Annotated in this window: 18 protein-coding genes; 1 reads left to right on the top strand and 17 read right to left on the bottom strand. The window is 68.1% G+C overall.

What is annotated here, in order from left to right:
- From tssM to tssH, 13 genes are all read right to left on the bottom strand, one after another.
- Positions 1-3,555: a type VI secretion system membrane subunit TssM gene (gene tssM, locus LCM15_RS14415; RefSeq protein ID WP_224857583.1), complete on the bottom strand. Its 3,555-nt coding sequence runs from the start codon at positions 3,553-3,555 to the stop codon at positions 1-3.
- Positions 3,556-3,559: 4 nt separating this feature from the next.
- A complete protein-coding gene (icmH, locus tag LCM15_RS14420; protein WP_224857584.1) occupies positions 3,560-4,918 on the bottom strand; it encodes a type IVB secretion system protein IcmH/DotU in 1,359 nt (452 codons plus the stop codon).
- A gap of 1 nt (position 4,919) precedes the next feature.
- Positions 4,920-6,254: a type VI secretion system baseplate subunit TssK gene (gene tssK / locus LCM15_RS14425; RefSeq protein ID WP_224857585.1), complete on the bottom strand. Its 1,335-nt coding sequence runs from the start codon at positions 6,252-6,254 to the stop codon at positions 4,920-4,922.
- Positions 6,255-6,268: 14 nt separating this feature from the next.
- On the bottom strand, positions 6,269-6,721 hold the full coding sequence (gene tssJ, locus LCM15_RS14430) for a type VI secretion system lipoprotein TssJ (protein ID WP_224857586.1): 453 nt from the start codon (positions 6,719-6,721) through the stop codon (positions 6,269-6,271).
- 1 nt (position 6,722) lies between these two features.
- Positions 6,723-8,273, bottom strand: a complete 1,551-nt coding sequence (tagH, locus tag LCM15_RS14435) for a type VI secretion system-associated FHA domain protein TagH (protein WP_224857587.1) — start codon at positions 8,271-8,273, stop codon at positions 6,723-6,725.
- Positions 8,270-9,334: a type VI secretion system baseplate subunit TssG gene (gene tssG / locus LCM15_RS14440; protein WP_224857588.1), complete on the bottom strand. Its 1,065-nt coding sequence runs from the start codon at positions 9,332-9,334 to the stop codon at positions 8,270-8,272. Before tssG ends, tagH begins: the two co-directional genes overlap by 4 nt.
- On the bottom strand, positions 9,298-11,175 hold the full coding sequence (tssF, locus tag LCM15_RS14445) for a type VI secretion system baseplate subunit TssF (RefSeq protein ID WP_224857589.1): 1,878 nt from the start codon (positions 11,173-11,175) through the stop codon (positions 9,298-9,300). Before tssF ends, tssG begins: the two co-directional genes overlap by 37 nt.
- Positions 11,175-11,897, bottom strand: a complete 723-nt coding sequence (gene tssE, locus LCM15_RS14450; RefSeq protein WP_224857590.1) for a type VI secretion system baseplate subunit TssE — start codon at positions 11,895-11,897, stop codon at positions 11,175-11,177. Before tssE ends, tssF begins: the two co-directional genes overlap by 1 nt.
- A 22-nt stretch (positions 11,898-11,919) precedes the next feature.
- Positions 11,920-12,429 carry an Hcp family type VI secretion system effector gene (locus LCM15_RS14455; protein ID WP_224857591.1) on the bottom strand — a complete coding sequence of 170 codons (510 nt, stop codon included), beginning with the start codon at positions 12,427-12,429 and terminating at the stop codon, positions 11,920-11,922.
- Positions 12,430-12,459: 30 nt separating this feature from the next.
- The gene (gene tssC, locus LCM15_RS14460) at positions 12,460-13,968 is read right to left on the bottom strand and encodes a type VI secretion system contractile sheath large subunit (protein ID WP_224857593.1); all 1,509 of its coding nucleotides are present in this window, start codon (positions 13,966-13,968) and stop codon (positions 12,460-12,462) included.
- A 3-nt stretch (positions 13,969-13,971) separates the two neighbouring features.
- Positions 13,972-14,511: a type VI secretion system contractile sheath small subunit gene (gene tssB / locus LCM15_RS14465; RefSeq protein ID WP_224857595.1), complete on the bottom strand. Its 540-nt coding sequence runs from the start codon at positions 14,509-14,511 to the stop codon at positions 13,972-13,974.
- A gap of 21 nt (positions 14,512-14,532) precedes the next feature.
- The gene (tssA, locus tag LCM15_RS14470; protein ID WP_224857597.1) at positions 14,533-15,690 is read right to left on the bottom strand and encodes a type VI secretion system protein TssA; all 1,158 of its coding nucleotides are present in this window, start codon (positions 15,688-15,690) and stop codon (positions 14,533-14,535) included.
- A 199-nt stretch (positions 15,691-15,889) separates the two neighbouring features.
- Positions 15,890-18,634, bottom strand: a complete 2,745-nt coding sequence (tssH, locus tag LCM15_RS14475; protein ID WP_224857599.1) for a type VI secretion system ATPase TssH — start codon at positions 18,632-18,634, stop codon at positions 15,890-15,892.
- A gap of 108 nt (positions 18,635-18,742) precedes the next feature.
- On the opposite strand from tssH, the gene LCM15_RS14480 reads away from it, so the two are divergent.
- Positions 18,743-20,866: a serine/threonine protein kinase gene (locus LCM15_RS14480; RefSeq protein WP_224857601.1), complete on the top strand. Its 2,124-nt coding sequence runs from the start codon at positions 18,743-18,745 to the stop codon at positions 20,864-20,866.
- Positions 20,867-20,972: 106 nt separating this feature from the next.
- Here the strand turns inward: LCM15_RS14480 and ispG are convergent, their stop codons facing one another.
- The 4 genes from ispG to LCM15_RS14500 all read right to left on the bottom strand — a co-directional run bounded on the left by ispG (position 20,973) and on the right by LCM15_RS14500 (position 25,749).
- The gene (ispG, locus tag LCM15_RS14485) at positions 20,973-22,106 is read right to left on the bottom strand and encodes a flavodoxin-dependent (E)-4-hydroxy-3-methylbut-2-enyl-diphosphate synthase (RefSeq protein ID WP_224857603.1); all 1,134 of its coding nucleotides are present in this window, start codon (positions 22,104-22,106) and stop codon (positions 20,973-20,975) included.
- 144 nt (positions 22,107-22,250) lie between these two features.
- On the bottom strand, positions 22,251-23,876 hold the full coding sequence (locus LCM15_RS14490) for a helix-turn-helix domain-containing protein (protein ID WP_224857605.1): 1,626 nt from the start codon (positions 23,874-23,876) through the stop codon (positions 22,251-22,253).
- 349 nt (positions 23,877-24,225) lie between these two features.
- A complete protein-coding gene (gene hemA / locus LCM15_RS14495; protein WP_224857607.1) occupies positions 24,226-25,449 on the bottom strand; it encodes a 5-aminolevulinate synthase in 1,224 nt (407 codons plus the stop codon).
- Between the two features lie 96 nt (positions 25,450-25,545).
- Positions 25,546-25,749 carry a hypothetical protein gene (locus LCM15_RS14500; protein WP_224857609.1) on the bottom strand — a complete coding sequence of 68 codons (204 nt, stop codon included), beginning with the start codon at positions 25,747-25,749 and terminating at the stop codon, positions 25,546-25,548.
- Positions 25,750-25,868: the final 119 nt, after the last annotated feature.

Consider the following 25,868-nt stretch of genomic DNA (forward strand, 5'->3'; position numbering starts at 1 on the left):
TCAGAACCCGCGCGGGCAGGTGAAGCCCGAGAACATCTCGAGATCGAAGGGGTTCTCCACCGAGTTGGCGCGCAGGTTGAAGCTCGCCGAGTAGCCGCGCGCGCCGAGCCGCAGGCCGAACACCTCGGGCAGCGCCGTGGCCGAGAGTGCGCCCTTGCGCAGCATCCGCAGGATCGCCCAGCTTCCGGTCTCCGAGGTGATGACCTCGCCGCCGCCGTCCACCGGCGCGAAGCTCAGGGTGATCATGTTGGTCTGGTCGGGCCCCGGCCAAGTCATCGGCACCGGGCGTGCGGCGGCGTTGAAATACGACAGCACCTGCCCGTCGACATTCAGCGTCACCCGGCTGGCATTGGGCGACAGGTCGCGCGGCTCGAGGCTGAAGGCCATGACCGGCCCGGCGCCGCCGGGAAACAGTGCGTCGCGCATCGACCGGGCGTTCTCGAACGGCGCCAGCACCGCAGGTTCGAGCCCGAAATCGGCGCGCCACTGCCACGGCCGCACGGTGGTGTCGATATAGGCTGCGAGATGCGTGTCGATGAAGGCATCGATCAACCCGCCACGCCCGAAGAGCCGGGCGAAATCGAGCGTGTTCACGTCGATCGCCGAACTCTGGTCGAACGGGTAGCGGCCCGCCGTGGCCGAGACGCAGAACGGCAGCACATCGGCGCGCCAGCGCGCGTTGAGCTGCGCCAGAACCGCCTCGCGGGTGACGCTGATCGCGTCTCCGGCGAGGCCCGAGATCCAGTCGTCGATCGGGTCGGGCAGCGCCGCCGCCTCGTTGGCGATGGCCCCGGTGAGCTTTGGCAGACCGCCGCGCGCCAAGAGCGCGGCCTGCGGATCGGGGCTGGCCGAAACGGTCTGCAGCTCGTTCGACAGCGCGGTAAGGGCCGTGACCGCATCGCCCAGCAGCGGCGGCTGGCCGTCGACCTCCTCGACGGTGGCGCGGATCGGGGCGAAATGGTCCGAGACGGGGGTGCCCGGCGGTTCGGGCTCGGGCGCGTCCGGCCCGCCACCCGCGCTGGCGATGCGGGTGCCGGTCCTGACCAGCTTGCCAAGTTTGCCCAGCTTGGAAAGCGCCTTGGTGCCCTCGCGCTGCGCGGCGGCGTTGTCGGCGAGCCCGCCGCTCTCGTCAGCCTCGGGCCGTGCAAGATGGGTCTCGCTCACCACCGCGCTCAACAGCCGCTTCAGCGCGCTGTCCGCCGAGGCCAGATCCTTGAGGTTCTGGCGCGCCTGCTCGAGATCCGAGATCGGGGTCAGGCGGATGTCGCGCAGGAAGCCGTCCCACTGGGCGATGAAATCGTCGTAGTAGAGCTTGAGCACATCCGCTTCGAGCGTGTCGACCGAGGCCTCGGCGCTTTCGTTGCAGCCGCCCGCGAACACCGCCCGGTCAAGCTGCGCCTGCGCCGCCACCTCGGGCACCAGAGGCAGCACGCTCTCGTGGAAGCCCGCGAAGGTGAAGGCGCCGGGCAGGCCCACGCGCAGCGACTTCTCCGACAGCCGGGTCAGCACCCGCGCCCCGTTGGGGCCTGCGACCTCGGCGGGCACCCATTCGGGCAGCGAGGCCACCGTCGGGTCGCTGCGCAGGCTGCGGTAGGCGCGCACCGCGAGCGGAATGGTGCAGATGCTCTCGAGCGCGGTCGAGATCAGCGCCGCGTCGGGTTCGATCTTCTGCTCCTCGCCGCCCATGCGTTGCAGCGCCGCGATCTGGTGGTCGATGCTCTCTTCGGTGGGGAACACGTCGATCGGCGCGAAGTCGGGCAGCACCGTCTGCCACCAGACATTGAGGAACGCGGCATCGTAGGGCGCCTGCCCGGTCAACATCTGGTAGGCCTTGAGTCCGCCGAGCAGGAATTCCGGGTCGCGGGCATGACGCCACATCGTCGCCTCGAGCAGCGCCACCATGCGCGGCTCGAGCACATTGCGCAGCGTGTGGTCATAGGCGATCTCGTGCACCCGGGCGAGCTCGGGCTCGGCAGTCGGGCCCAACACCGTGAGCGGCGAGGATGGCAGCGTGGTGGCGGCGTTCACCGTCTCGTTGGCCGCGTCGAGCGCGAGGTCGAGATCGAGCGGATCGGTGGGCGCCTGCCGCGAGGCGACATTTGCCAACCGCGCCGAGAGGGCCGCGAGCTGGCGCTCCTGATCGGCGAGCGCCCCGTTGTAGCGCAGGTAGGAGAACAGGAAGGCGGTGCCCAGCAGAGCCGTCACCAGCACCGCCGCCGCCAGCGTGCCCCGCCACGCCCAGCGCCGGCGGTCCTCGGCGCGCGGATCGAAGCGGCCAAGCCCGGCCTCGGGGAAGATCAGCTCGCTCAGCAGGTTGCGTAGAAAGAAGCTGCGGGTGTCGCGATGGGCGCGCCGCTCGGGGCGCGGCGCATCCATGCCCAGCGCCGCGGCGGTGCCTGCCACCAGCCGGTCGATCGGCGAGCCCTCCTGCGTCGCCGAGCTGAAATAGACGCCGCGCAGCCACGGGCTGTCCTCGTAGCGGCTTTCCCCGAACGCCGCCTCGACCAGCACCTTGAGCGGTCGGGTCAGCGCCTCGACCTGCGCCGGGAAGCGGAAGATCTCGGCCCGCTCCTCAAGCGGCAGGTCGTCGGCGATACGCCCGTCGAGCCGTGCCTCGAGCGCTTCCTGAAGCACCTTCATCTCGCGCTCGACGGTGATCGCGTCGACCCGGTCGGCGGTGCCCAGCGTGGCGCCCCAGACCTGCTCGCGCTCGCGGGTGTTGAGGTCGCCGAAGAAGCTCTCGAAGCCGGGGATCAGATCGGCCTTGGTGATCATCAGGTAGACCGGCAGCTTCAGCCCGGTCTGCGCCGAGAGTTCCGCAAGGCGCTTGCGGATCTCGCGCCCGTGCTCGCGGATCGCGGTGTCGTCGCCGGCAAGCTCCTGCGTCGACAGCGTCAGGATCACGCCGTTGAGCGCCCGCCGCCCCCGGTGCCTGACCAGAAGCTCGACAAAGCCCTTCCACTCGGCAGCGTCGACCTCCGGGTCGGACTGCTGCTGCACGTAGCGCCCGGCGGTGTCGATCAGCACCGCGTCCTCGGTGAAGAACCAGTCGCAGTTGCGGGTGCCGCCGATGCCCTTGAGATCGTCCGACAGGTCGATGGGGAAATGCAGCCCCGACTGGCGCAGTGCCGTGGTCTTGCCGGTGCCCGGCGGGCCGATGAACACGTACCACGGCATGTCGCGCAGGAACTTGCGCCCACCAAGCTTGGAGCGCTTCATCTGCTCGAGCACGCCTTGGAACTTAGCGCTGACCTCGGCGAGGTTTCCCTCGCCCGGCGCCATCGCGCTCTCGGGTGGAGGCGCGGCCAGTTCCGACACGAAGGCGCGGTTGGCCTTGGCGGCGCGGATCTGGCGAACCAGCATCGACAGCAGCCAGAGGATCACGATCCCCCCGATCACGACGACCCGCACCAGCTCTGCTGCGAGCGGCTGGGTCGCGCCGATGCTGACCAGCGGCCCGTAGAACCAGATCAGCGTGCAGAGCACCGCGAGGCCGATCAGCGTCCACAGGACGCGGGAGAACAGGACCCGAATGATCGCCTTGAGAACCCCCATCGCCTCACACCTTCTTCTGCAGGATGACTTCGACGCGGCGGTTGCGCGCGCGCCCGTCACGGGTGGCGTTGTCGGCGATCGGGTCCTCGGCGGCGCGGCCCTCGGAGCTGACCAGCTCTGCCGGCACGCCCTGCGCGCGCAGCATGTCGGCAATGGTCTTGGCGCGCGCCTCGCTCAGCCCCTGATTGGAGCGGAACGGGTTCGAGGTCTGCACCGGGATGCTATCGGTATGCCCGACCACACGCACCGCGCCGATGAACTCGATATTGTCCCTGATGACCTGCGCGATGGAGCCCACCAGCGGACTGTAGACATCGTTGATCTCGGCCTTGGCCGAGCGGAACACTTCGGGCTGGGTTCCCTGCACCACCACCACGGCCAGCGACACGTCCTCGCGCCCGCTCAGTGCCCCGCCGGTGTCGGAGGGCGCCGCCTCGGCAAAGAGCGGCAGCAGTTCGAGCACCACCGGCTCGGCCGCGAACTGCGGGCTCTCGACGGTCTCGATCACCGGGCGGAAGATCTCGGCCCGCTCGGTCGGCGGCAGCAGCCCCGCCACCGAATACAGCTGCTCGCCGCGCTTCGACAGGCTCAGGCCCAGCGCCACGTAAATCCCCACCACGAGCGCCAGCGCGATGAGGCCGATGGACCAGAGCGGCACGATGAAGCCGCGATCCTCGTCCTCGGCTTGAACGCCCTGCCAATGCGGCGAGAGCGGCGCGTCCTCGCCGTCGCGGTCACGCAGGATGCGGGCCATCTGGCCGCGCAGCTGGCCCAGCGCCGCCGCGCCGGCCCCCGCCTCGATCCTGTGCTTGCCGCGAAAGCCCAGCGACAGGCAGAGGAACGCCAGCTCGAGCAGCTCCGGATCGCGCTCGGGGTAGCGCACCAGTCCCTCGGCCAGTTCGAAGAAGCGCTCGCCCGCGTCGATGTCGCCATACATCTGCACCACCAGCGGATGGCGCGGCCAGCCGCTCGCCCCGCCCCACGGCGTGTTGAGCGCGATGTCGTCGAGCAGCGCCGCCACGAACCATGCCCCCTGATCGGCGCGGGTCAGCGTGACCCCGGCGGTCACCGCCGCGTCGCGCGCGTAGGTGACGTTCTCGTGCAGGCGCAGGCGCAGGAGATCCGGGCTCTCGGGCGGCACCGCGCGTTCGAGCTCGGGTGCGAAGCCCAGCAGCGCGGCGTAGGAATTGACCAGCGGGTTGTCGCTCGCCCGCCCGCCGCGCAGCCGCACCGCGCCGCCTGCCTCGGAGAGGATCGCATGGTCCTGTCGCGGCGCGCTGTGGGGCTGCCGGGCCGCGGGGCGCGGCCGGATGCGGGTGCGCCCGGCGTCGTTCTCCAGCCCGAATGGATCTTCGTCGCTCATGTCACCGGCTCACCGCATAGCAATCGATCTCGGGCTCGCGCTCGAGCTTGCCCGCCACCCCCACCACGAAGCCCGGCGCCTCGGCCAGCGAGGCCCAGTGGGTCGAACTGCGGTCGAGCTCGAGGCAGAGCCGCTCGCCGTCATAGGGGATCTCTCGCGGCTGCGAGCCGAGCGGCTTGAGTGCGATGCCGGTCAGACGCGACTTCCACAGCGCATCGAAATCGTCCGCCGCGCCCACCGTCGCCTGATCGACGAACATCTTGCGCAAGAGCGCCTCCGACAGGTCGCCTCCGACGCGCAGCACGATGCGGCTGGTGCGGATGATCTCGGGATTGTCGATGCGCACCGTCCAGATGTTCTCGGAATGGCGCGTCACCCGCAGCGCGCGGCTCTTGGGCTCCACGTGGCGCAGCGACAGCACCAGCGAGCGCAACGTGTCGGCAAGCTCGCCAAAGCCCGGCTGCGGATCGGTATGATCATAGGGCGGCATCTCGCCCAGCCGCCGCGCCGAGGCGCCGTAGGTCGCCAGCCGCCCGGCGATGGCGGCCAGCTCCATGTAAAGCTCAGAGGGGTGGAAGTTGTCCTGCGCCAGCATGTGCGCCAGCCGCTGGCGTGCACTGTTGGCCGCCTCGAGGATCAGCAGGTTCTCCATCGAGGCCCCGGTGCCGCCCAACACCATGCCGCCATGGGCGTCGGCCACCCGGTCGATGCCGGTCACCAGCTCTTTCAGCAGCCGTCCGTACCACGGCACCGCTCCGGTGTTGAGCGCCGGTGGCAGGAACCCCGCATCCAGCAGCACCGAGCCGTCCGCGCTCAGCCCCTCGAGCCGGGCAATGGGCAGCGTGGCGTAGCCGCGGGTCTCGTCCTGCGGCAACAGGAGCTTCGGCGCGAGCTGTGCCACCTCGAGTTCGACCGGGTCCGCCCCCTCTCGGAGGTCGTCGCGCACGGTGACCATGCGTCCGCGATAGCGGGCGCCCGAGGCCGGGGAGTGGGCCGGGTCGATCTGCGGTGCGTCGGCCGCCACCGCGGGTACCGCCAGATGCACCAGCCCCGCCCCCGATTGCGAGACCACGCCGACCGGCGCGATCTCGAGGGTGTCATGCGGGATCGAGAAGAACGTGCCGTCCGGCATCACGCCCTGCGCCTCGGCAATGGCGATCTGCCCGGTCTCCAGCGCCACCGGGTCCAGCGCAAGGGCGGTGAACCCAAAGCTCTGCAGCGGCATCGCCTCGCGCGCCAGCCACAGCTGCCACGCCGCGTGCCGGTCCTGCTGCTGCAGGTGCTGGGTGCGAAGGAAAAGCCCCTCGGACCAGACGACCTTGTTCCTGTTTGCCATGCCGGTCCTTTCGTTCAGGCGGTGGTCACGCTCAGGCCGCCGCTGCCGACCGAGATCATCAGGCCGATATCCTCGGCGGGGGCGGCGATCTTGCGGCGCACGATCTTGCCCGCGGGGTCGCGGAAGCCGGCGGTGACGCCGATGGTGGTGACGCCGGTCTGCAACGTGATGGGGCGGGTGGCGGTGGCACCGGGCGCAAGCACGATCTGGTCCGACCGGACCAGTTCACCGCCAAGCGCCGTGGCCGGGTCCTGCAGCGCGAAGGGGTCCGCCGCGTCGAAGGCGCTGGAGCCCGAGAGCTGGAGCACGCTTACGGTGACCGGACGGTCGGCGCCGTCGGGGCCGGGGTTCATCCCGGCCGCGCCCGAAACCCGCACGGTCATCACCGGTGCTGCGGTCTCCATGCAGCCCGCCAGCGCCAGCCCGCAGCCTCCGGTGATAAGGAAATTGCGACGATGGATCAGCATGTCAGTCCCTCCTCTGGTTTTCATAGGCGTCGCGGAAATCCGCCCCGACCTCGCCGAGGAACTGCTCCTCGGCGGAGCGCGCGATTTCGCGGTAACGCTCCTCGTAAAGCTGCCACAGCTTGGCGCTGCGCCCGCCCGCGATCAGGCTCTCGAGCAGGCCGACAGTCTCCATCTCGCGAGAGATCTCGGCGGGATCGAACTTGTCGACCATGCGACGCAGCGCGGTCTGCAGCGCCGACCAGGTCCGCACCTGATGATCGGTGAGATCGCGGAACGCCTCGGCCAGCGCCGCTTCGGGCGCGAGATATCCACGCCCGCGCGGGCGGATCAGCGCCTCGAGCCCCTCCTCGGTGGTGGCGAGGAATTTCAGCGGGTTGACGTCCTGGCTGGCGATGATGGTCTGGGCCACGCGCACCTTCTGGCGCTCCTTGGCGCGGGTGCGCAGCAGCAGCATGACGCCCTCGACCATGGCGCGCATGGCCGCACCGATGCGCTCGATGTCGGCATCGCTCCAGTCGTCGCGGCCCCCGGGCTCGAGCCCCATGCCCCGCAACAGCGCCTCGAGCCGGTCGCCCTGCCCGCTCGCCGGTGACGGAGCGCTGGCTGCGGGCTGCCGGGGCTGGGCCGGCGGCACGGAGGCGGCAGGCGGATGGGTGCGCTCCACCGGTCGCGCGACGGCAGCCACGCACGGCTCGGCACGCGGCTCGGGCGCGCTCTCCGGCTCCGGCGCGGCTGGCGGGCCGAAAGAAACCTCTGCCGGCAGGATCGGCGTCTCATCCCCGTCCGGCTCTTCGGGTGGATCGACCTGCGCCACGGGCGGCGCAAGCCCTGCCGAGAGATCGGCGAACAGGCCGGACCGACGCGGCGACTGCTCCGGGTCGGGCGCGGCTTCAGTACCAGAGCGGCGCGCACCGATGTCCTCTTCGTCTGAGAAATAGCCCCGTCCGGGCCGCTCGCGCTGGCGCGGTGCCGCGTCCTCGCGCCGCGGCGCGCCCGGGGCCGCGCCACGCAGATCAAGCTCGAACGGGTCGGCCTGATCCAGCGGCCTCGGCGGTCTGGGCGCGTCCTTCTCCCAGCTCAGCGCCTCCTCCCCATCGCGGCGCAGACCGAAGGGATCGGGCAGCGAGGCCGGGCGCTCGGGCGGCAGGGCAACCTCCTCGGGCGGGCCGAAATCGAAACCGCCAGCCCCCCCCCTCTCGGGCGCCACGGCGCCACTGTTCGGCGCATCCAAAGCAGCACTGGCCGTCTCCACGCGCAGGGTGAAATCCCCCAGCCGCAGCCGCATCCCCGGCTCCAGCGGCACCGCGTTGCCGGTGCCCACCGGGTTGGCGGCGTTGTCGATGAACAGCCCGCCAGAGGAGGCATCGGTGACCATCACCCGTCCGTCCTCGTCCGACAGCACGCAATGCCGGCGCGACACGAACATCTCGGGATCGTCGAGCTGCCAGTCGGCATCGTCGCTGCGCCCGATGCTGAGCCGCCCGCCGTCAAAGACCATCTCGGTCACCGCCTGCGGGCGCGGGGCCGCCTCGATCACCAGTCGCAGGCTCATGATGCCCCTCCCGCCGCCGCTCCGGTGCGCTCGGTGAGGCTGCCGAAACAGAGCTCGTCGCCATCGCGCCCCGCCACCGGGTCGAGCCAAAGCGTTTGCCCCAGCCTCCCCGCGCCGAGGCGCGCCTCGGGCACCTCGTCGGCGCGCAGCACGAGGCGCAGGCCGAAATCGAGGTCGCGCCCCATGGCAAAGACCACCGCATGACGCAGCCGGTCCCACGCCGCTGTATCACCGAGGAAGGTGGTGAACTGCGCCAGCGACAGCGGCCCGAGCCGGACCTCGGCGCGAGACTGCCGGTCATAGCTGCGCGCGCCCACCACCGCCCCGGTGCCGAGGCCGCAATATTGCCGCCCCACGCGGGTCTGCAGCGGTTCGGGGATCTCGATCCAGTGGCCGCAGAACTCGGCGATGCGCACCGGCATCTCGAGCACCGTCTCGAGGAAGCGCGCCAACCGCTCGGGGCTGCGCACCTCCTGCGCCAGCGAGGTGGCGTGGTGCAGCTTGGAGCCGTCGAGCCGGCGGTCGCCGGTCAGCTCTCCGGGCAGCCCGATCCCCGCCAGGGCGCGCAGCATCGCGGTGATGCGCGCGCCGTCGCTCTGGGCGATGTGGATCTCGGGCCGGGTGTCGGCCCAGGCGCGCCAGTAAAGCGCGATCATCCGGTGCTGCAGCAGGTTGGCGAATTCAAGAAAGGAGGTGTCGGCGGTGACGCCCTCGCTCTCGCCCGAGAACCAGCGGTTCGACAGGCGCTGCAGGATCCAGCGCGTCATGTGCAGCGGCATCGGCCCCTCGGGCCCGATCAGCCCCAGCAGGTTGACCGTGACCTGCGCCGGGTGATCACCCCTCTCAGGCGTGAAGGCCGCGAGATCGGAGGTGGCAAAGCTCATCCGCGCCGACTGACCCAGCCGGGCAGGCTCGCGCCCGGCATCGCCGGAGCGTCCGAAGCGGCGGCCTCCGGTCTCGAGCTGGCGCAGCAACTCGAAGAAATCCATCTCGGCGATCTCCTCCGCCGAGGGGGGCGCGGCGCTCAGATCAGCGCGCGTGTGCCCGGCGTCATCGGCCATGTCACCTCCGTCTGCTGATGGGTCAGTTTCGTGCGGGTCCGGATGAAGGAATTGATCGCCGCGTGGCGCGCGAACAGCCGCGACAGCAGCGCTGAGAGCAGCAGGTCGCTGCCGCCCGAAAGCATCTGGTCGTTGACCAGCAGGGTGATCTCGGTGCCGCGCCCGAAGCAGATCGGCCCAGCGCGTTGCAACCGCTCGACGATCGAGCGCGCCTCGATGCCCTCGACGCTCTCGCCGTGGCGGCGCAGGCTCGGGTCGCCGCGATCGGCATAGAGCGCGATCAGCGCCTGCAGCGGCTCGGCACCGTCGCGGCTCTCGGTCAGCGAGATGTTGTTGAGGCCGAGCTGGCTGATCCAGCGCCATGTCAGGTGATCGAGCTGTCCCTCGCCGCCCGCGCCGTGCGGCAGGCTCGAGCGCAGCGAAGGGCGCGGCCGGCGCATGTTGCGCAGCAGGCGGATCTCCTGCACCGGATCGCCGGTCTCGAGGGTGAGCTTGGGCATGTCGTCGAGGATCGGCAGATCGCGGTTGGTGCAGAGGGCCCGCACATCGAGCCGGTGCAGCGGCTTGGTCGCCTCGCCCCCCGCCGGGCGAGCGATCGAGAGGTAGAAATCGTCGCCCGCATAGCTCGAGCGGGTCTGGCCACGGCGCACCTCTTCGGTGTCGGGCAGGCGCGGACGGCGCTCGGCGGAATAGACCGCGCCGCTGTCGGCGCTGACCTCGGTCGAGAACAGCGGCTTGACCCGTGCCCGAGGGCCGTCGGCTTCGGCGTCCTCGACCCGCAGCAGGCGGTAGATTTCGTAATCCTTGGGGCGGGTGCGGTCGGCCTGCACGATATGGGCCGAGCGGTTGCGGCGCAGCTCCACGAGGTTGCACTCGTGCTCGAAGAGGTTGACCACCGGGCTCACGAACAGGCTCAGGTCCTGCGCCGAGGTGCTGGCAAGCGCGCCGCGCGCCTCGCTCAACAGCACCACGATCTCGGCCTTGCCGGTGTCGCAGGCGCGGATCACCGGGGCGAGCCCGTCGAGCCGGAGATAGTGGAAGCGCTCGGGCATCAGGAAATACTCGCGCAGCAGCCGGTACCCCTCGAACGAGGGCCGCACCCGTGGCAGCAGCGCCTCGCCGTCGGAGAGGCCGACCATCTGCGGCGCGCCCACCCGGCGGAACGGGGTGCGTCCGTCGGCGGGCCGTGCCGCGGCCCCTGCCCCGAAGCCGAACACCGCGTCAAACAGCGCGCCGCCGCGAGCGCCGGTGCCGAGATAGACGTCGAGCCGGTCGAGCGACAGGTCCGACAGCGCCCCCGCCCCCTGCCGCTCGATCTCGACAAGCAGCCCGGCCGAGGCTTCGCGGGTCAGCGCCTGGCTCACCCCCGCCTGCGCCAGCGCGCCACGATCCGGCAGGTACCGCGCCGCGCCGAGCCTGATCGGCCAGAGATGCACCTCCTGTGCGGTGGTGTAGGTGCAGCGGGTCTGCAGACCCTCGCGCAGCCCCGAGACCAGCCGCGTGCCGCGCTTCATGCGATAGCCGTCGAGCATCCGCTCGACCTGCGGCCCCGGCCCCATGCGCGCCATCGACATCGCCGGGGACGGCCCGGCGAGATCGGGATAGAGCATGTCGAGCAGGTTGCGCACGTAGCGGCTCGCCTCGGCATCGACCTTGAGCCGGGTGCGCGCGGCAAGGAAGGCCACCCCCTCGAGCAGGCGCTCGACATACGGGTCAGGGCACGGCACCGCGTCGAGCGCGAGATTGCGCGCCACGTTGGGATGCAGCGCGGCGAATTCCTGCGCCAGCCCGCGGATATGGCCAAGCTCCTCTTCGTAGTAATCAAGGAAGACCGCGTCCATCAGCGCTCCTCCAGCGTGGTGCGGGCATTGCCGTTGTCGAGGTCGATCGTGGTCGACAGGCGCATTCGCTCGGGCACCGGCGAGAGCAGCAGCGTGCCCTCGATGTGGATCACCAGCCCGGCCTTCGCCGAGCGCTCGACTTTGACCCGGACGCTGTCGCGTTTGAGGCGCGGTTCGAAGGTGTTCATCACCAGCTTGAGTTCGCGTGCCAGCGCGTCGGCGTCGAAATCCAGCCCATTGCGCCCCGAGAACGACGGCACACCGTAATTGAGCACGCTGCGGCGCACCTCGGGAAACTCCGCAAGAAGCGCCCCGGGGCTCTGGTGGTCCAGCATTTCGCGCTCGGTCAGCAAGAAATCCGCCTCCAGCCGCTCGGTGTTGAACAGGATCTCGATGTCGCGCCGCACGGCCTCGCGCAGGACATCCGCGGTGACCACGATGCCGCTGTCCTCGAGCATCCTCTGCCGCGTGCGCAGCCCGAACAGGCGCCGCGCGAGAACGCGGGTCTCGTCGTCGAGGCCGTCGCGGCGCTCGATGCCGCGCAGGCCGCCCTCGAGCAGCACGCCGACCTCTTCGGCCGTGCCCAGCACCGCCGCGAGATCGCGCGACAGGGCATCGGCCTCGGCCGCAAGCCCCGGCAGGTCGTTGACCAACCGGTCCCAGAGGGACGGCTGGACAACTTCCTGCCGGGACACGGCCTGCGACTTGCTACTTTCGGGCATGGGGAGTGCTCATCGGCGCGCCTCAGGCCCCCATGGCGATGTCGAACTCGACCTCGTGCTCGTCTCCGGCAGAGTGATCCTCTTCCTGGACAACGTACTTGATCTTGATGTTCTCGAACGCGAAGCCGATCTTTTCCTGAAGCTCCTGACCTTCACGCTCGATGCCCTCGGAATCGGTGATCCGTCCGACGCCGTCGATCTCGTATCTCGAGATGATCGTGTTGGTCATGGTGATGGTGAGGTAGTCGAGATGGGCATCGCCCGAGTCCCGCCGCACCGTCACGATCACGTCCTTAAAGCTCTTCGCCTGCATCGCGGCGAGCGCGATATAGGGCGAAGAGGCATCGTAGACCTTCTTGCAGTAGAGCGACGAGACCTCCGCGCGCGAGCGCGCCCGGCCACGGCCGGTTTGGGCGGTGGCGGCCTGCTCGACCGACCACATGATGTCGGTGATGTCGATCTCGTCCTCATGGTCGGCGCGCTGCGACTCGCCGTCGATATCCGGGATTTTCAGATAGCCGGTAAATGCCATTCTACCTCTCCATTTGCTTCAAATTCAGTATTACGATTTCACGGAGGGCAGCTCGGAGACGAGCCTCAGGCTCGCGTTGATCCCCTCCAGCTGGTAATGCGGCCGAAGGTAGAAGCGGGCGTTGTAATACCCGGGACGTCCCTCGACGCTGTCCACCTGCACCTCGGCGGCGGCAAGCGGTCGTCGGGCCTTGGCCTTGTCATCGGCCATGGCCGGATTGGCGAGGACGTAGCGGTTAATCCACTCTCCCAGCCAAACCTGCATATCGGCGCGTTCCTTGAAGCTTCCGACTTTGTCGCGCGCGATGGCTTTGAGGTAATGGGCGAACCGGCTGACCGGAAACAGATAGGGAAGGTTCGCCGACAGGCGTTCGTTGGCCTGCGCATCCGGGTCGAGCAGCTTGCCGGCCCGCGTTTCGTCATCCTGCAAGGAGTGTGCCCCGATGAAGGCGGCCACGTCGGTGTTCTTGCGGTGCAGGATGGGCATCATGCCGAGCTTGGCGAGTTCCGCCTCGCGCCGGTCGTCGATGGCGATCTCGGTGGGGCATTTCATCGCCACCGAGCCGTCGTCGGTGGGGAAAGTGTGCACCGGCAGGTTCATCACCGTGCCGCCGGATTCCACGCCCCGGATCTGCGTCCCCCAGCCCGAGATCTTGTGGCTGCGGTTGATGTTCACGCCCATGGCGAAGGCCGCATTCATCCAGACGTAATGGTCGTGCTGGCCGTCGAGCTCTTCCTCGAAGTCGAAGCCCTTCACCGGCACCGTCTCGGCGCCATAGGGCAGACGCCCGAGCACCCGCGGCATGGTCAGGCCGATATAGCGCGCATCCTCGGATTCGCGCAGCGACTGCCAGCTGGCATATTCCGGGCTCGACACGATCTGCTCGAGATCCTGCGGGTTGGGCAGTTCCTGCCAGCTTTCCATGCGGAACAGCTGCGGCGCGGCGGCGGCGATGAACGGGGCGTGCGCCGAGGCGCAGATGCCACTGAGATTGCGCAACATGCCCACGTCCTTGGGCTTGTGGCTGAACTCGTAGGCCCCGACGATGGCGCCGAAGGGCTCGCCCCCGAACATCGAGTACTCGTCCGAGTAGATCTTCTTGAAGACCGCCGACTGGTCCCACATCTGGCCCTCGTAATCCTCGAGGTGATCGGCCAGCTCGTCCTTCTTCATGTTCATCACCCGGATCTTCAGCTTCTGATCCGTTTCGGTGTTGTTCACGAGGTAATGCAGCCCGCGCCAGGTGCCCTCGATCTCGCGCACCTCCGGGGCGTGCAGGATTTCGTTCATCTGCTTCGACAGCATCTGATCGATGCCCGCGATCAGCGACTTGATCGATTTCACCGCGTTGCCCGAAATCGTCGCGGTGCCCGACTTCTCCTTCGCCGCCACCGCAAGGTTGGCGACCAGCGACTGCAGCTTGTCGCTCTCGGCGTCCTTGACGCGGAAATCCTTCTCGAGCAGCGAGGAGAACTCCCCGAGGTCGAGCGCTTCGGCCTCGGTTGCGCCAGCGGCGTCGGTCTTCTGTTCCTGCGCCATGCGTCAGTCCTCCTTGCTGTCGGCCTGCGCGGCCATGGCCTGCTCGGCGGCCTGCGCCAGCAGCGGCTCGTTGTTGAGAAGCTGGGCGATGCGCTTTTCGGCATCGACCTTGCCATCCATGTAGCTGAGCAGTTCCTCGAGCTTGCGGCGCATCCCCAGAAGCTCGTTGAGCGCCGGCACCTGTTCGGCGACCTTGTCGGGGGCGAAATCGCTCATGCTCTTGAAGCTGAGATCGACGAACATCTCCTCGTCCGCCGCCTCGCCCTCGTCCGCCGGGAGGGTGTTCTTCACCCGTGCCTTCACCCGCGGAGCCAGCGCTTCCATGAACTTGTTGAAGCGTCCGGCATCGGTCTCGACGAAATTGCGCTCGCCGATCGGCTTCTTGGCCTCAGGGGTCTCGGAGGCCCCGGACAGGTCCGCCAGAACCCCCATCACGAAAGGCAGCTCGATGGTCGTGGGGCTGCCGTAATGCTCCACGTCATAGGCGATCTGAACCCGGGGGGCCCGGTTTCGTTCAATGACTTTCTGCTTGCTGTCGGCCATCCGAATACCTTTCCTGTGTCCCTATTTCTTCGTGTCGTCGACCCCGGCGATGTTGCGGAATTCCTTCAGTCCCGAGGGCGCGATCTCTTCCATCAGCTCCAAGAAATCCATCGCCACCATGCGCCGCATCCGCCGGGCGAGATGCGGGATCGGCGAGGAGGGCTCGGTGCGCTCGTAAAATGCGACGATGCGGTCGAGCGACGTCTCGACATCGGCGCGGTTGCGGATCGCGCCGTCGACCGCCGGCGCGGCCGGTGCGGCCGGTGCGGCGGCGGCAGGCGCGGGGCCGGCGACGGATGGCGCGACCGCATCATCCGGCGCGGGCGCGGCGGGTGGTGTCTCTGACGTGGACGCCCCTGCCACGGCGGCCCGCCCGGTCTCGAGGCTGGCGCGGCAGCGCTCGAGAAACGCGAGCAGCTCGGGCAGGATCAGGCCCTGCCCCTCTGGCAGCCCGGCGCGCTCATCGAACGCGGCGCACAGCGCCTTGAGGCCCGCCTCGCAGGCCACCAGATCCGCGATCATCGCGTCGGCGCGCGCACTCTCCTCCGTGGCGAGTGCGCGTGTCGCCGCAGTCACCCTGTTCACCCGCTGGCCGTGCTTCGAGAGCAGCGCGTCCTTCTCGGCCTGACTGAGGCCCGAGGCCGCGCGGTTGAGCATCTCGAAATCGCTCAGCCCCGCCTGCGCGAGGTCATCGCCGCTGATCGGGCCGATGCCGCGCGGGGTCAGGACGTAGCCCCAGCGCAAATCGCCAAGCAAGCCGTTGTCGTCATTCTCGAGCTGGCGCAGCGCGTTGGAGCGCGGCAGCACCGCCATCTTGGGATCGGGCCGGTCGCGCAGCGCCGGGTGCAGGCTGTCCCAATGCTCGGCCAGCGTCCGGGTCAGCAGCTCGAGCCCGTGGCGCAGCCCTTCGAAGCCCTCGGTGCCGTAGGCGGCCCGTACGAGGATGACCAAGAGTCGCAGATCGCGACCATCGGCAGAGAGCGCGCGGCCCTCGTCCATGATCTGTTGCCAAGGGACCGAGGCCGCCGCCTCGTTGATGGTACCGTCTTCCTTGAGGCGCACAGTTCTGTCGGAGACCTCGAGCAAACGCTCGATGGCGTGGAACCGACCATCATTTCTCAACTCGGCACCAGAAGGCTGATCGCCTTCTACGGGCGCCAGGAGCGAAACGAACTCCATGCGAAATGGCCTCTTAAAAATGAATTAACGAAACAAAGTGTTACAGAAGTACTTGATTCTGGCAACAATATTGGAGGTAAGGTTTTCAATGCCCGAAAAAGCGGCTCACTGAAAACAAAGACTGACGTTGGGTCAAGATTCACTCAATAGTTGCAGGTGCTTGGCTCGCCCGGAGCCTCGAAAGCGCCGGACAGCGACCCTAGTCGAACGCGTAGCCGAAGCCCGAGGGTCCGCCGGTCACGGTGACCCTGTGCAGCGCTTTATTCTCCATCTGATACGACAGGATGCGCCGGCTCAGCTCGGGCAGCAGGGTGTTGGTCAGGATGGCATCGATCATCCGTCCGCCGCTCTCGATCTCGGTGCAGCGGTCCTTGATCACCTGCATCGCGCCCTCGCCCATCACCAGATCGGCGCCGTATCCCTCGCCCAGCCGCTTGGCGATACCGCGCAGCTTGTGGCCGGCGATGGCCTCGATCATCGTGTCCGAGAGCGGGTAATACGGGATCGTCACCACCCGCCCCAGCAGCGCCGCCGGGAACACGTTGAGAAGCGGTGGGCGCAATGCGTCGGACAGCACCTGCTCTTCGACCGCCTCGGTGCCGTCCTTCGTCAGGCGCATGATCTCGTCCGAGCCAACATTCGAGGTCAGCAGGATCAGCGTGTTCTTGAAGTCGATCCGGCGCCCCTCGCTGTCATCCATCATGCCCTTGTCGAAGACCTGAAAGAAGATCTCGTGCACGTCCGGGTGGGCCTTCTCGACCTCGTCGAGCAGCACGACCGAATAGGGCCGGCGCCGCACCGCCTCGGTCAGCACCCCGCCCTTGCCGTAGCCAACATAGCCCGGAGGCGCCCCTTTCAGCGTCGAGACGGTATGCGCCTCCTGGTATTCGCTCATGTTAATCGAGATGAGGTTATCCTCGCCGCCATACATCAGCTCGGCCAGCGCCAGCGCGGTCTCGGTCTTGCCGACGCCCGAAGGGCCGCAGAGCAGGAACACGCCCACCGGCTTCTCGGGCGCCTTGAGGCCGGCGGCTGAGGTCTGGATGCGGTTCGCGATCATCTCCATGGCGTGATCCTGCCCGACCACCCGCTCGGCAAGGGTCCGCGCCAGGGACAAGGCGCGCTCGGTCTGACTTGCCAGCATCCGCCCCATGGGAATGCCGGTCCAGTCCTGCACCACCGCGGCCACGGCCATGGCATCGACCGCCGGCAGGATCAGCGGCGTCTCGCCCTGCGCCGCGCTCAGCGCCGCCATGCGCTCGCGCAGGCTGTCGAGTGCAGCAGTGCGGTCGAAGCGCTCGGCCACCGGCTCGGTTTCAGCCGGAGCCTCGGCCAACGCAAGGTCGCCTTCGACCACCTCCCACTCGGGCGGCGTCGCGGCGCCGATCTCGCCGGTTTCGTCGAGCTTGGCCCCGGCGCCGCGCAGCTGGGCGCGCAGGTCGAGGATCTGGGCCACGATGGCCTTTTCCTCCTCCCAGCGCGCGTTGGCGCGATCCAGACAGGACTGCGCATCGGCAAGCTGCGCCGCCACCTCGGCGGCGCGGGCCTCGACTTCGATGCCGATCGCCTCCTCGCGTTCGATGATGCCCGCCTCGATCTCGAGCGCCGCCAGACGACGCTCGCAATCCTCGACCTCGGCGGGGGTGGCATGCTGGCTCACCGCGACGCGGGCGCAGGCGGTGTCGAGCAGGCTGATCGCCTTGTCGGGAAGCTGCCGCGCCGGGATGTAACGATGCGACAGCTTCACCGCCGCTTCGATGCTCTCGTCGAGAAGCTCGACCTTGTGATGCTTTTCGAGCACCCCGGCCACGCCCCGGCACATCAGCACCGCCTTCTCCTCGTCGGGCTCGTCCACGATCACCGTCTGGAAGCGCCGGGTCAGCGCCGGGTCGGGCTCGATATGCTGCTTGTACTCGGCCCATGTGGTGGCGGCGATGGTGCGCAGCTCGCCGCGCGCCAGCGGCGGCTTGAGCAGGTTGGCGGCATCGCCGGTGCCGGCAGCCCCGCCCGCCCCGATCAGCGTGTGCGCCTCGTCGATGAACAGGATGATCGGGGTGTCCGAGCTCTGCACCTCTTCGATCACCGCCTTCAGGCGTTTCTCGAACTCGCCCTTCACCGAGGCACCGGCCTGCATCAGGCCGATGTCGAGCATATGCAGATCGACATTGCGCAGCTGCGGCGGCACGTCGCCACGCGCCAGCCGCTGGGCAAAGCCCTCGACCACCGCGGTCTTGCCGACCCCCGCCTCGCCGGTCAGGATCGGGTTGTTCTGCTTGCGCCGCTGCAGGATGTCGACGATCTGCCGGATTTCGGGGTCGCGGCCCACCACCGGGTCCATCTTGCCCGCCCGCGCGCGCTCGGTGAGATCGGTGGCGTATTGCGCCAGCGCCGATTTGCCGCCCGGCGCGGGCCTGGCCTTGGGCGCATCCTCGGGCGCGGTGGCGGGACGTTCGATGCTGTCGACCAGCAGCGTGTCGAGCTGGCCGGCCATCGCATTGGGATCGATCTTGTCGAATTCGAGGCTGATCTTGTAGAGCAGCCCTTCGAGCACCGGCACCTTCAGCGCCGCGATCAGCAGGTAGGCCGAGCGCACCGTGTCATCGCCATAATCCAGCGAGGCGAGGCTCCAGGCCTCCTGAATGGCGCGGAAGATGTGGTCGGAGAACTCCTCGACGGCGCTCGCACCATGCGGCAGTGCGTCGGTGGCCTTGAGGATATCACCGTCGAAGCGGTGGCGGTCGACCCCCGCCGCATCGAGCAGAATCGCCACGTCCGAGTACTCGGTATCGGCAAGCGCGGTAACGAAATGGACAAGTTCGACATACGGGTTGCCGCGCCGCTTGGCGGCCTGCGCGGCCTCGGAAAAGGCCTTGAGACAGGTGGGGTTGAGTTTGCCGACCAGTTCCTTGCGCTTGATCGTCTCCTGCGAGCCGCGGGTGGCCATGGTTCAATATCTCCGGCGAAAAACATTGTCCGGCGCAGCCGGTAGTGAAATAATCGTTCTCGTATTACGCGTTCAGACTAACCTAATTTCGCTTTAAAATCGACCGCTTTGGCGCTCGCCGGCCACGAGGGACTGATCGTGCTCAAGGACCCGCTCGCGACGGACATCTTTTCCAAGGGCCAGGTGCTCAACAACACATACGAGGTTCTGGGCGTTCTCGGACGCGGCGGCACCGGCGAGGTCTATCTCGCGCGCAACCAGATCTCTGAACGCAACGTGGCGATCAAGGCGCTCAACGCGCAGTTCTCGGGCCAGTCGGAATATATCGAGCTGATGAAGCGCGAAGAAGAGATGCGCAGCATCCTCAACGATGCGGTGGTGCGCTATTCAGACTGCTCGCGCTCGGATGACGGCCATGTCTTCCTGGTGATGGATTACGTCGACGGCATCTCGCTCAGCGACCTGATGGAGCAGCGCCGACTCGAGGATCGCGAGCTTCTGATCGTGGCGCATCGCGTGCTCGAGGGTCTGGTGGCGACCCATGCGCAGGGCATCGTGCACCGGGATCTCTCACCCGACAACATCATCCTGCGCGGCGGCGCGCCCGAACGGGCGACGATCATCGACTTCGGCATCGCCAAGGACACCGCCGCCGGCGCCCGCACCATCGTCGGCAAGCAGTTCGCGGGTAAATACGAATACGCCGCGCCCGAGCAGCTCGACGGCGATGCGGATTTCCGCGCCGATCTCTACGCGCTCGGCGCCTCGCTGCTGGCGGTGAAGCGGCGCGAGGTGCCCGCGGTGGGCACCAATCCCGGCGAGGTGGTGCGCACCAAGGCGCGCCCGCTCGACACCTCGGGGCTGGATGCCCCGCTGAAGGACCTGATCGACTGGCTCGCCGCGCCCGATTTGCGCAACCGCCCGCGCGATGCCACCGAGGCGCTGGTAAAGCTCGATGGATGGCTGAAACCTTTCTCGGGAAAGGCCGCCGCGAAGTCGACGAAGACGGCAGGCGGTCGCGGCGGGATGATCGCGGCGGCGCTGGTGGTGGGGGTGGCCGCAGCCGGGGTGGCGCTGTGGCAGGGCGGCGCCTTTGATGCGCTGTTCCCACAGCCCCTGCCCCATGCCGAGCCCTATCGCCTGAGCGCCGCCACGTCCGGCGCCACCCCGCATCTGAGCGGCAACGCCCCCGACGAGATGGCAGCGCAAGCGCTGAGCGCTGCCTTCGGCGAGGCATCCGGCGTGGCCGCGCCCGAGGATGCGCTGACACTCGCCAGCGGCCTTCCCTTCGACGGCTGGACCGACGAGGTTGCAACCTTGCTCACCAGCCTCGCACCTCTCGAAAGCTGGGATCTCGAGGTCAGCAGCAACACGGCGAAGCTCACCGGCCTCGCCCCCGACACCTCGACGCGCGACAGGCTGCGCGATGCCATCGTGGCGCGCGACGGCGCGCTCGCGGTCAGCGCCGACCTGCTGGCCGGACCAGAGAGGCTGCAGGCTTCTGCGCTTGTCCCGATGCTCGCGGACCACGCCGATTGCGGCCCGCTCGGCCTGCTCGAGGGCGACGGCGTGACCTATGCGCTCTTCGAGACGGTGACCGTCACCGGCGACATCTCTGACCCGGCGATCGCCGAGGCGCTCCGTGCCGACCTGAGCCCGGCCCTCGGCGATCGCAAGCTGCGCGTCGAGACCCGCACGCTGAACGAGGATCTTTGCGCCATCCGTTCGGTGATGCCCAACACCCCCTCCGGGCCGGTGTCGATCTGGCTCGGCGACGGCGGCACTGGAAAGCCGGTGCTCACCGGGGTCTACCGCACCGGCGAGAACCCGGTGGCCGAGATCCAGCTGCCCGCCGACCTGACCGGCGCCTCGCTCTGGGTGATGGTGGTCGACAACACCGGCAAGGTGTTCCACATCCTGCCCAACATGAATGCCGAGGAAACCTCCGTCGACGCGCTCGGCGTCGTGGATAACGGCATTCGCAAGATCCGTGTGCTGTGGCCGATCTCGTCGCTGAGCGAGGATCCGACGCGGCTCGCGGTGCAGGTGACCGAAGGCGATTACGGCAAATCCGAGGTGGTGGCGATCCTGTCACGCGAGCCGCTCTTCGGCATTCGCCGCCCGCGCGACGAGAGCGTGGCCTCGGTGGCCGAGGCACTGGCCGAGACGCTCGAGGGTCGCGAGGACGTGGTGCTCGGCATCGCGTCGCGGATCATCGACGCGCGGCCCTGAGCAAGGGACGACAAGGTCTGGGCTTGCACTGCGCCATGTCGTGAAGGTCGGCAGACCGCCGGCGCCCGCCCCCGGGCCACACCCGGGACCTTGGCGCCGAGAGGGATTACTCCGCGGCTTCGGCGGCCGTTTCGGCCTCGGCCTCGATCTGCGCCGCCTTCTTCTCGACCTCTTCTACGATGTGATCGATCATCTGGTCGTTGCTCATCTTGTGGCTGGCCTTGCCGGCGAGATAGACCATGCCGCTGCCGGCGCCGCCGCCGGTAAAGCCCACATCGGTCATCAGCGCCTCGCCGGGCCCGTTCACCACGCAGCCGATGATCGACAGCGACATCGGCGTCTTGATGTGCTCGAGCCGCTCTTCCAGCGCCTCGACCGTCTTGATCACGTCAAAGCCCTGACGGGCGCAGGACGGGCAGGAGATGATGTTGACGCCGCGATGGCGCAGGCCGAGCGACTTGAGGATCTCGTAACCGACCTTGATCTCCTCGACCGGATCGGCGGACAGCGAGACGCGCAGCGTGTCGCCGATCCCCATCCACAGCAGCTGACCAAGGCCGATGGCGCTCTTGATGGTGCCCGAGGTCAGGCCGCCCGCCTCGGTGATGCCGAGGTGGATCGGCTTGTCGGTCACCTCTGCGAGCCCCATGTAGGCGGCCGACGACAGGAACACGTCCGACGCCTTCACCGAGATCTTGAACTCGTGGAAATCGTTGTCCTCGAGGATGCGGATGTGATCGAGCGCGCTCTCGACCATCGCGTCGGGGCACGGCTCGCCGTATTTCTCGAGCAGGTGCTTCTCGAGCGAGCCCCCATTCACCCCGATCCGCATCGAGCAGCCATGGTCGCGGGCTGCGGCGATGACCTCGCGCACGCGGGCCTCGCTGCCGATATTGCCGGGGTTGATGCGCAGGCAGGCGGCGCCGGCCTCGGCGGCCTCGATGCCGCGCTTGTAGTGGAAATGGATGTCAGCGACGATCGGCACCGGGCTTTCGCGCACGATCTCCTTCAGCGCCTTGGCGCTGTCCTCGTCGGGCACCGAGACGCGCACGATGTCGGCCCCGGCCTCGGCGGCGCGCTGGACCTGGGCCACCGTCGCCTTGACGTCGGTGGTGATCGTGTTGGTCATGGTCTGGACAGAGATCGGGGCGTCGCCCCCCACCGGCACGTTGCCGACCATGATCCGGCGCGACTTGCGCCGCTCGATATTGCGCCAGGGACGGATCGGATTGTGGCTCATGCCGCAAGGCTCCTCGGGACAGGTGGTTCGCGTGCGGCCATACCTAATGCCGACCGGGCAATGAGACCAGAGACGATTGCGTGACACCTTTGCCGGTCACCGCACACCGGACTCGGCTCGCCAAGTCCGGGTACGACGTCGGGATCACTCGGTGACGGTCGTGCCGCTGTTGAGTTCGGCGACCACGCGCTCGAGATCGGCGTCCCGCGTGATGTCGGCGACCTGATAGCTCGAGGTCAGGTTGTCGACCGAGAGCGCGAGGTTCGAGGTCACCGAGCCGGTATCACCGGCCGGGCCGTAGGTCTGGCCGTTGACGGCGAAGTAGACCGCGCCGGATTCGCCCACGCGCAGGGTGGCCGGATCCTGAGTACTGGGCAGCTCGAACGTATCGCCGGCGCGCATCGTCGCCTCGTAGATCACCGAGCCGTCGGCAGCGCGCACCCGCACCCAGGCGGTGCGCACGGCGATCATCGTCACGCCGGGGGCGCTGTCCTCGAGCACCTTGGGTTGGCCGGGTTCGCCCTGCGGCTGCGCCGCTGCGAATTGCCTCAGGTCGTCCATGACGCGCTGCAGGTCCTTGTCGCTCACCGCGTCGGCCGGCGTGTAGGCCGCGGCGATCAGTTCGGGCTGCAGCGACAGGTCGCGGGTCACCGTGCCGGTGCGCCCGGCCGGGCCGTAGGTCTTGCCGTTGACCGCGAAGTAGACCGCGCCGGACTCGCCCACGTTGAGCTTCGGGTCGGTCTGCCCTGCCGGCACCGCCCATGTCTCGCCCGCGTCCATCACGCGCTCGAGCAGCACGCTGCCATCGTCGCCGCGCACGCGCACCCAGGCCGGGCGCACCGCCACGAGCGTCATCTGCGGGCCGGTGCCGATCTGCGGCGCAACGGATTGGAGCTGCGCCAGCTGGCGCTCGGAGCCGTCGGGGGCGGCGACCGGCCCCGGCGGCACGGTGCCACGCTGCGCGAAGACGCCGACCGTGGCCGGATCGAGCGAGGAAATCGGCGCATCGCGCGCGACCAGAACCGGCACGTCGAGCGCCTGCGGGCGGTAGAGACGATCCAGCGCATCCGCCCCCGGGGGCGAGAAGGCGCCGGCCCCAGCGGTCCGGGTGGCCCCGTCCCCTTCGCTGCCGTCTTCCGCGACCGGCGCCACCGCGCCGTCGAGCGGGTCTAGCTCGCTCAGCACCACCGGGGTCTGGTCGACCGGGGCCAGCTGCACGCGCTGCACCTCGCGCAGGACGGCCCAGCCGCCGTAACCGATGCCGCCGATCAGCGCGACCAGCACCAGCATCGAGGCCACGGCGCCGGGCTCGATCCGCGACAGCAGGCTGTCGCCTGCGGGCACGAAGGGCATCCGCGGCTCGGCGAAGGGGTCGCGCGCGGCGGGGCGCGGCGTCTCGGACTTGGTGTAGTTCGGCTTGCGGATGGTCGACGCGTTCTCGGACATGCCGTGGGCCACGGAAAAGCCGCTCTCGGCGCAGAATTCCTGGAAGCACTCGTCCGGGTCCATGCCAAGATAGCGCGCGTAGGAGCGCACGTAGCCAGCGATGAAGCCCGGGGTGTCGAAGGCGGAGGGATCGCAGTTCTCGATCGCGGCGATGTAGCTTGCCTTGATCCTCAGCTCGCGCTGAACGTCGAGCAGGGACTTGCCCATGGTGGCGCGTTCACCGCGCATGACATCGCCAAGCCGCAGTGCAAAATCATCAAATCCGCGCGGGCCATCATCTTCGACGACCTCGTCCGGCCTACGTGAGGATTTCCGCCCGATCATGCGTTCAACCTAAATATGATGCTGTCCCAGCTCGCCTGCCCACTCACGCTTTCGCGATTCGCGTCGCGCGTTTTATTAGGGCTACGTTAGCATATCACAACTGCAATTACAGAGATTCGACGGTCGATGAGCGTCGTTCTGCGCAAGTCCGCCCGTAGTTCGTGCAGTTTCCCCTAAGGCCTTGACCGCGCCGAAGCCCCTCTATCCACTCACGAATCCCGAAATCATCACTCCCGCTTGGCGCGAAATGCGCCGCCCGCAGATTGGGCAGAAGAGTCGAAAAACCCTCCCGTTCCTGCGAACGGAAGGGTCCCGAAAGATCACCGCTTTCTGAGAAATTGCGCCAAGATCAGGCGCTGAGTTCCTGACGGTTGAGGGCGCAATGCGACCACAGCGCATCGAGCGCGCGCACCAGATTGTCCATTTCCTTGGGTCCGTGCACCGGCGAGGGCGTGAAGCGCAGCCGTTCGGTGCCGCGCGGCACGGTGGGGAAGTTGATCGGCTGGACGTAGATGCCGTACCCGTCGAGCAGCATGTCCGAGAGCTTCTTGGTGTGCACCGGATCGCCGACGATCACTGGCACGATGTGACTGCCGTGATCGATGATCGGCAGGCCCATGCCCTTGAGTCGCGTCTTGAGGATCTTCGCCTGCGTCTGGTGCCTCTCGCGCAGGCCCTGGTCCTGCTTGAGATGGGCGATCGAGGCCGCCGCCCCGGCCGCAACCGCCGGCGGGATCGAGGTCGTGAAGATGAAGCCCGGCGCGTAGGAGCGCACCGCGTCGCACATCTTTTCGCTTGCCGCGATGTAGCCGCCGAACACGCCAAAGGCCTTGCCCAGCGTGCCGTTGATCATGTCGATGCGATGCGAGAGACGGTCGCGCTCGGCCACGCCCCCGCCGCGCGGGCCGTACATGCCGACCGCGTGCACCTCGTCGAGATAGGTCAGCGCGCCGACCTCCTCCGCCAGATCGCAGATCTCGGCGATGGGGCCGAAATCGCCATCCATCGAGTAGACCGATTCAAACGCGATGAGCTTCGGCGCGCGCGGGTCGTCGGCGGCGATCAGCTCGCGCAGGTGCGCGACGTCGTTGTGCCGGAAGATCCGCTTGGCGCCGCCGTTGCGCTTGATGCCCTCGATCATCGAAGCGTGGTTGAGCTCGTCGGAATAGATGATCAGGCCGGGAAACAGCTTCGGCAGGGTCGAGAGCGTGGCGTCATTGGCGATGTAGGCCGAGGAGAACACCAGCGCGGCCTCCTTGCCGTGCAGATCCGCCAGCTCGGCCTCGAGCCGCTTGTGATAGACCGTGGTGCCCGAGATGTTGCGCGTGCCGCCCGAGCCGGCGCCGGTGGCATCGATCGCCTCGTGCATCGCGGCCAGAACCGCCGGGTGCTGGCCCATGCCGAGGTAATCGTTGCCGCACCAGACGGTGATCGGCTGCTCGGAGCCATCGGACTTGCGCCATGTGGCGTGCGGAAACTGGCCCTTCTTGCGCTCGATGTCGATGAAGGTGCGATAGCGTCCTTCGTCGTGCAGTCGGTTCAGGGCTTCGTCGAGCTTCGCGGCGTAATCCACCGGGATCTCCTTCCTTCGCTATGGCCACGTCGTTGCTGGCTGCGCGGCGTCTCGTCAGCGGTTCCACCCGCATTCACGGTCGTGAATGGATAACGCTCACAGTGCATCCTGTCCACGGTTTAGAAAGAGACTAAGAGTCGCGGCCTTGATCTGCATCAAGACTTTCGGATCATGTTCCGGCGTCGTCTCTCGGGGCGCATCGGGATCGGGCGCATAGATACCGCCCAAATGCAGCAATTCAAGCGTTTTGCCCTGCCCTCCCGCAAGCGTGAGCCCCGCCGGGACAGCTTGTCGCAGCATCGAAATTTCTCGAAAAACTTCGCAAACGCCAACCTTGCGCCCCCCCGGATGCCGTTGCCCCCCACGCCCAGCGCGCGGAGTCTTGGGACCGTTTACGCCCCCTCTCCAACGTCGCCCTC

This window comes from Salipiger bermudensis (assembly GCF_020171625.1).
Taxonomy (GTDB): domain Bacteria; phylum Pseudomonadota; class Alphaproteobacteria; order Rhodobacterales; family Rhodobacteraceae; genus Salipiger; species Salipiger bermudensis_B.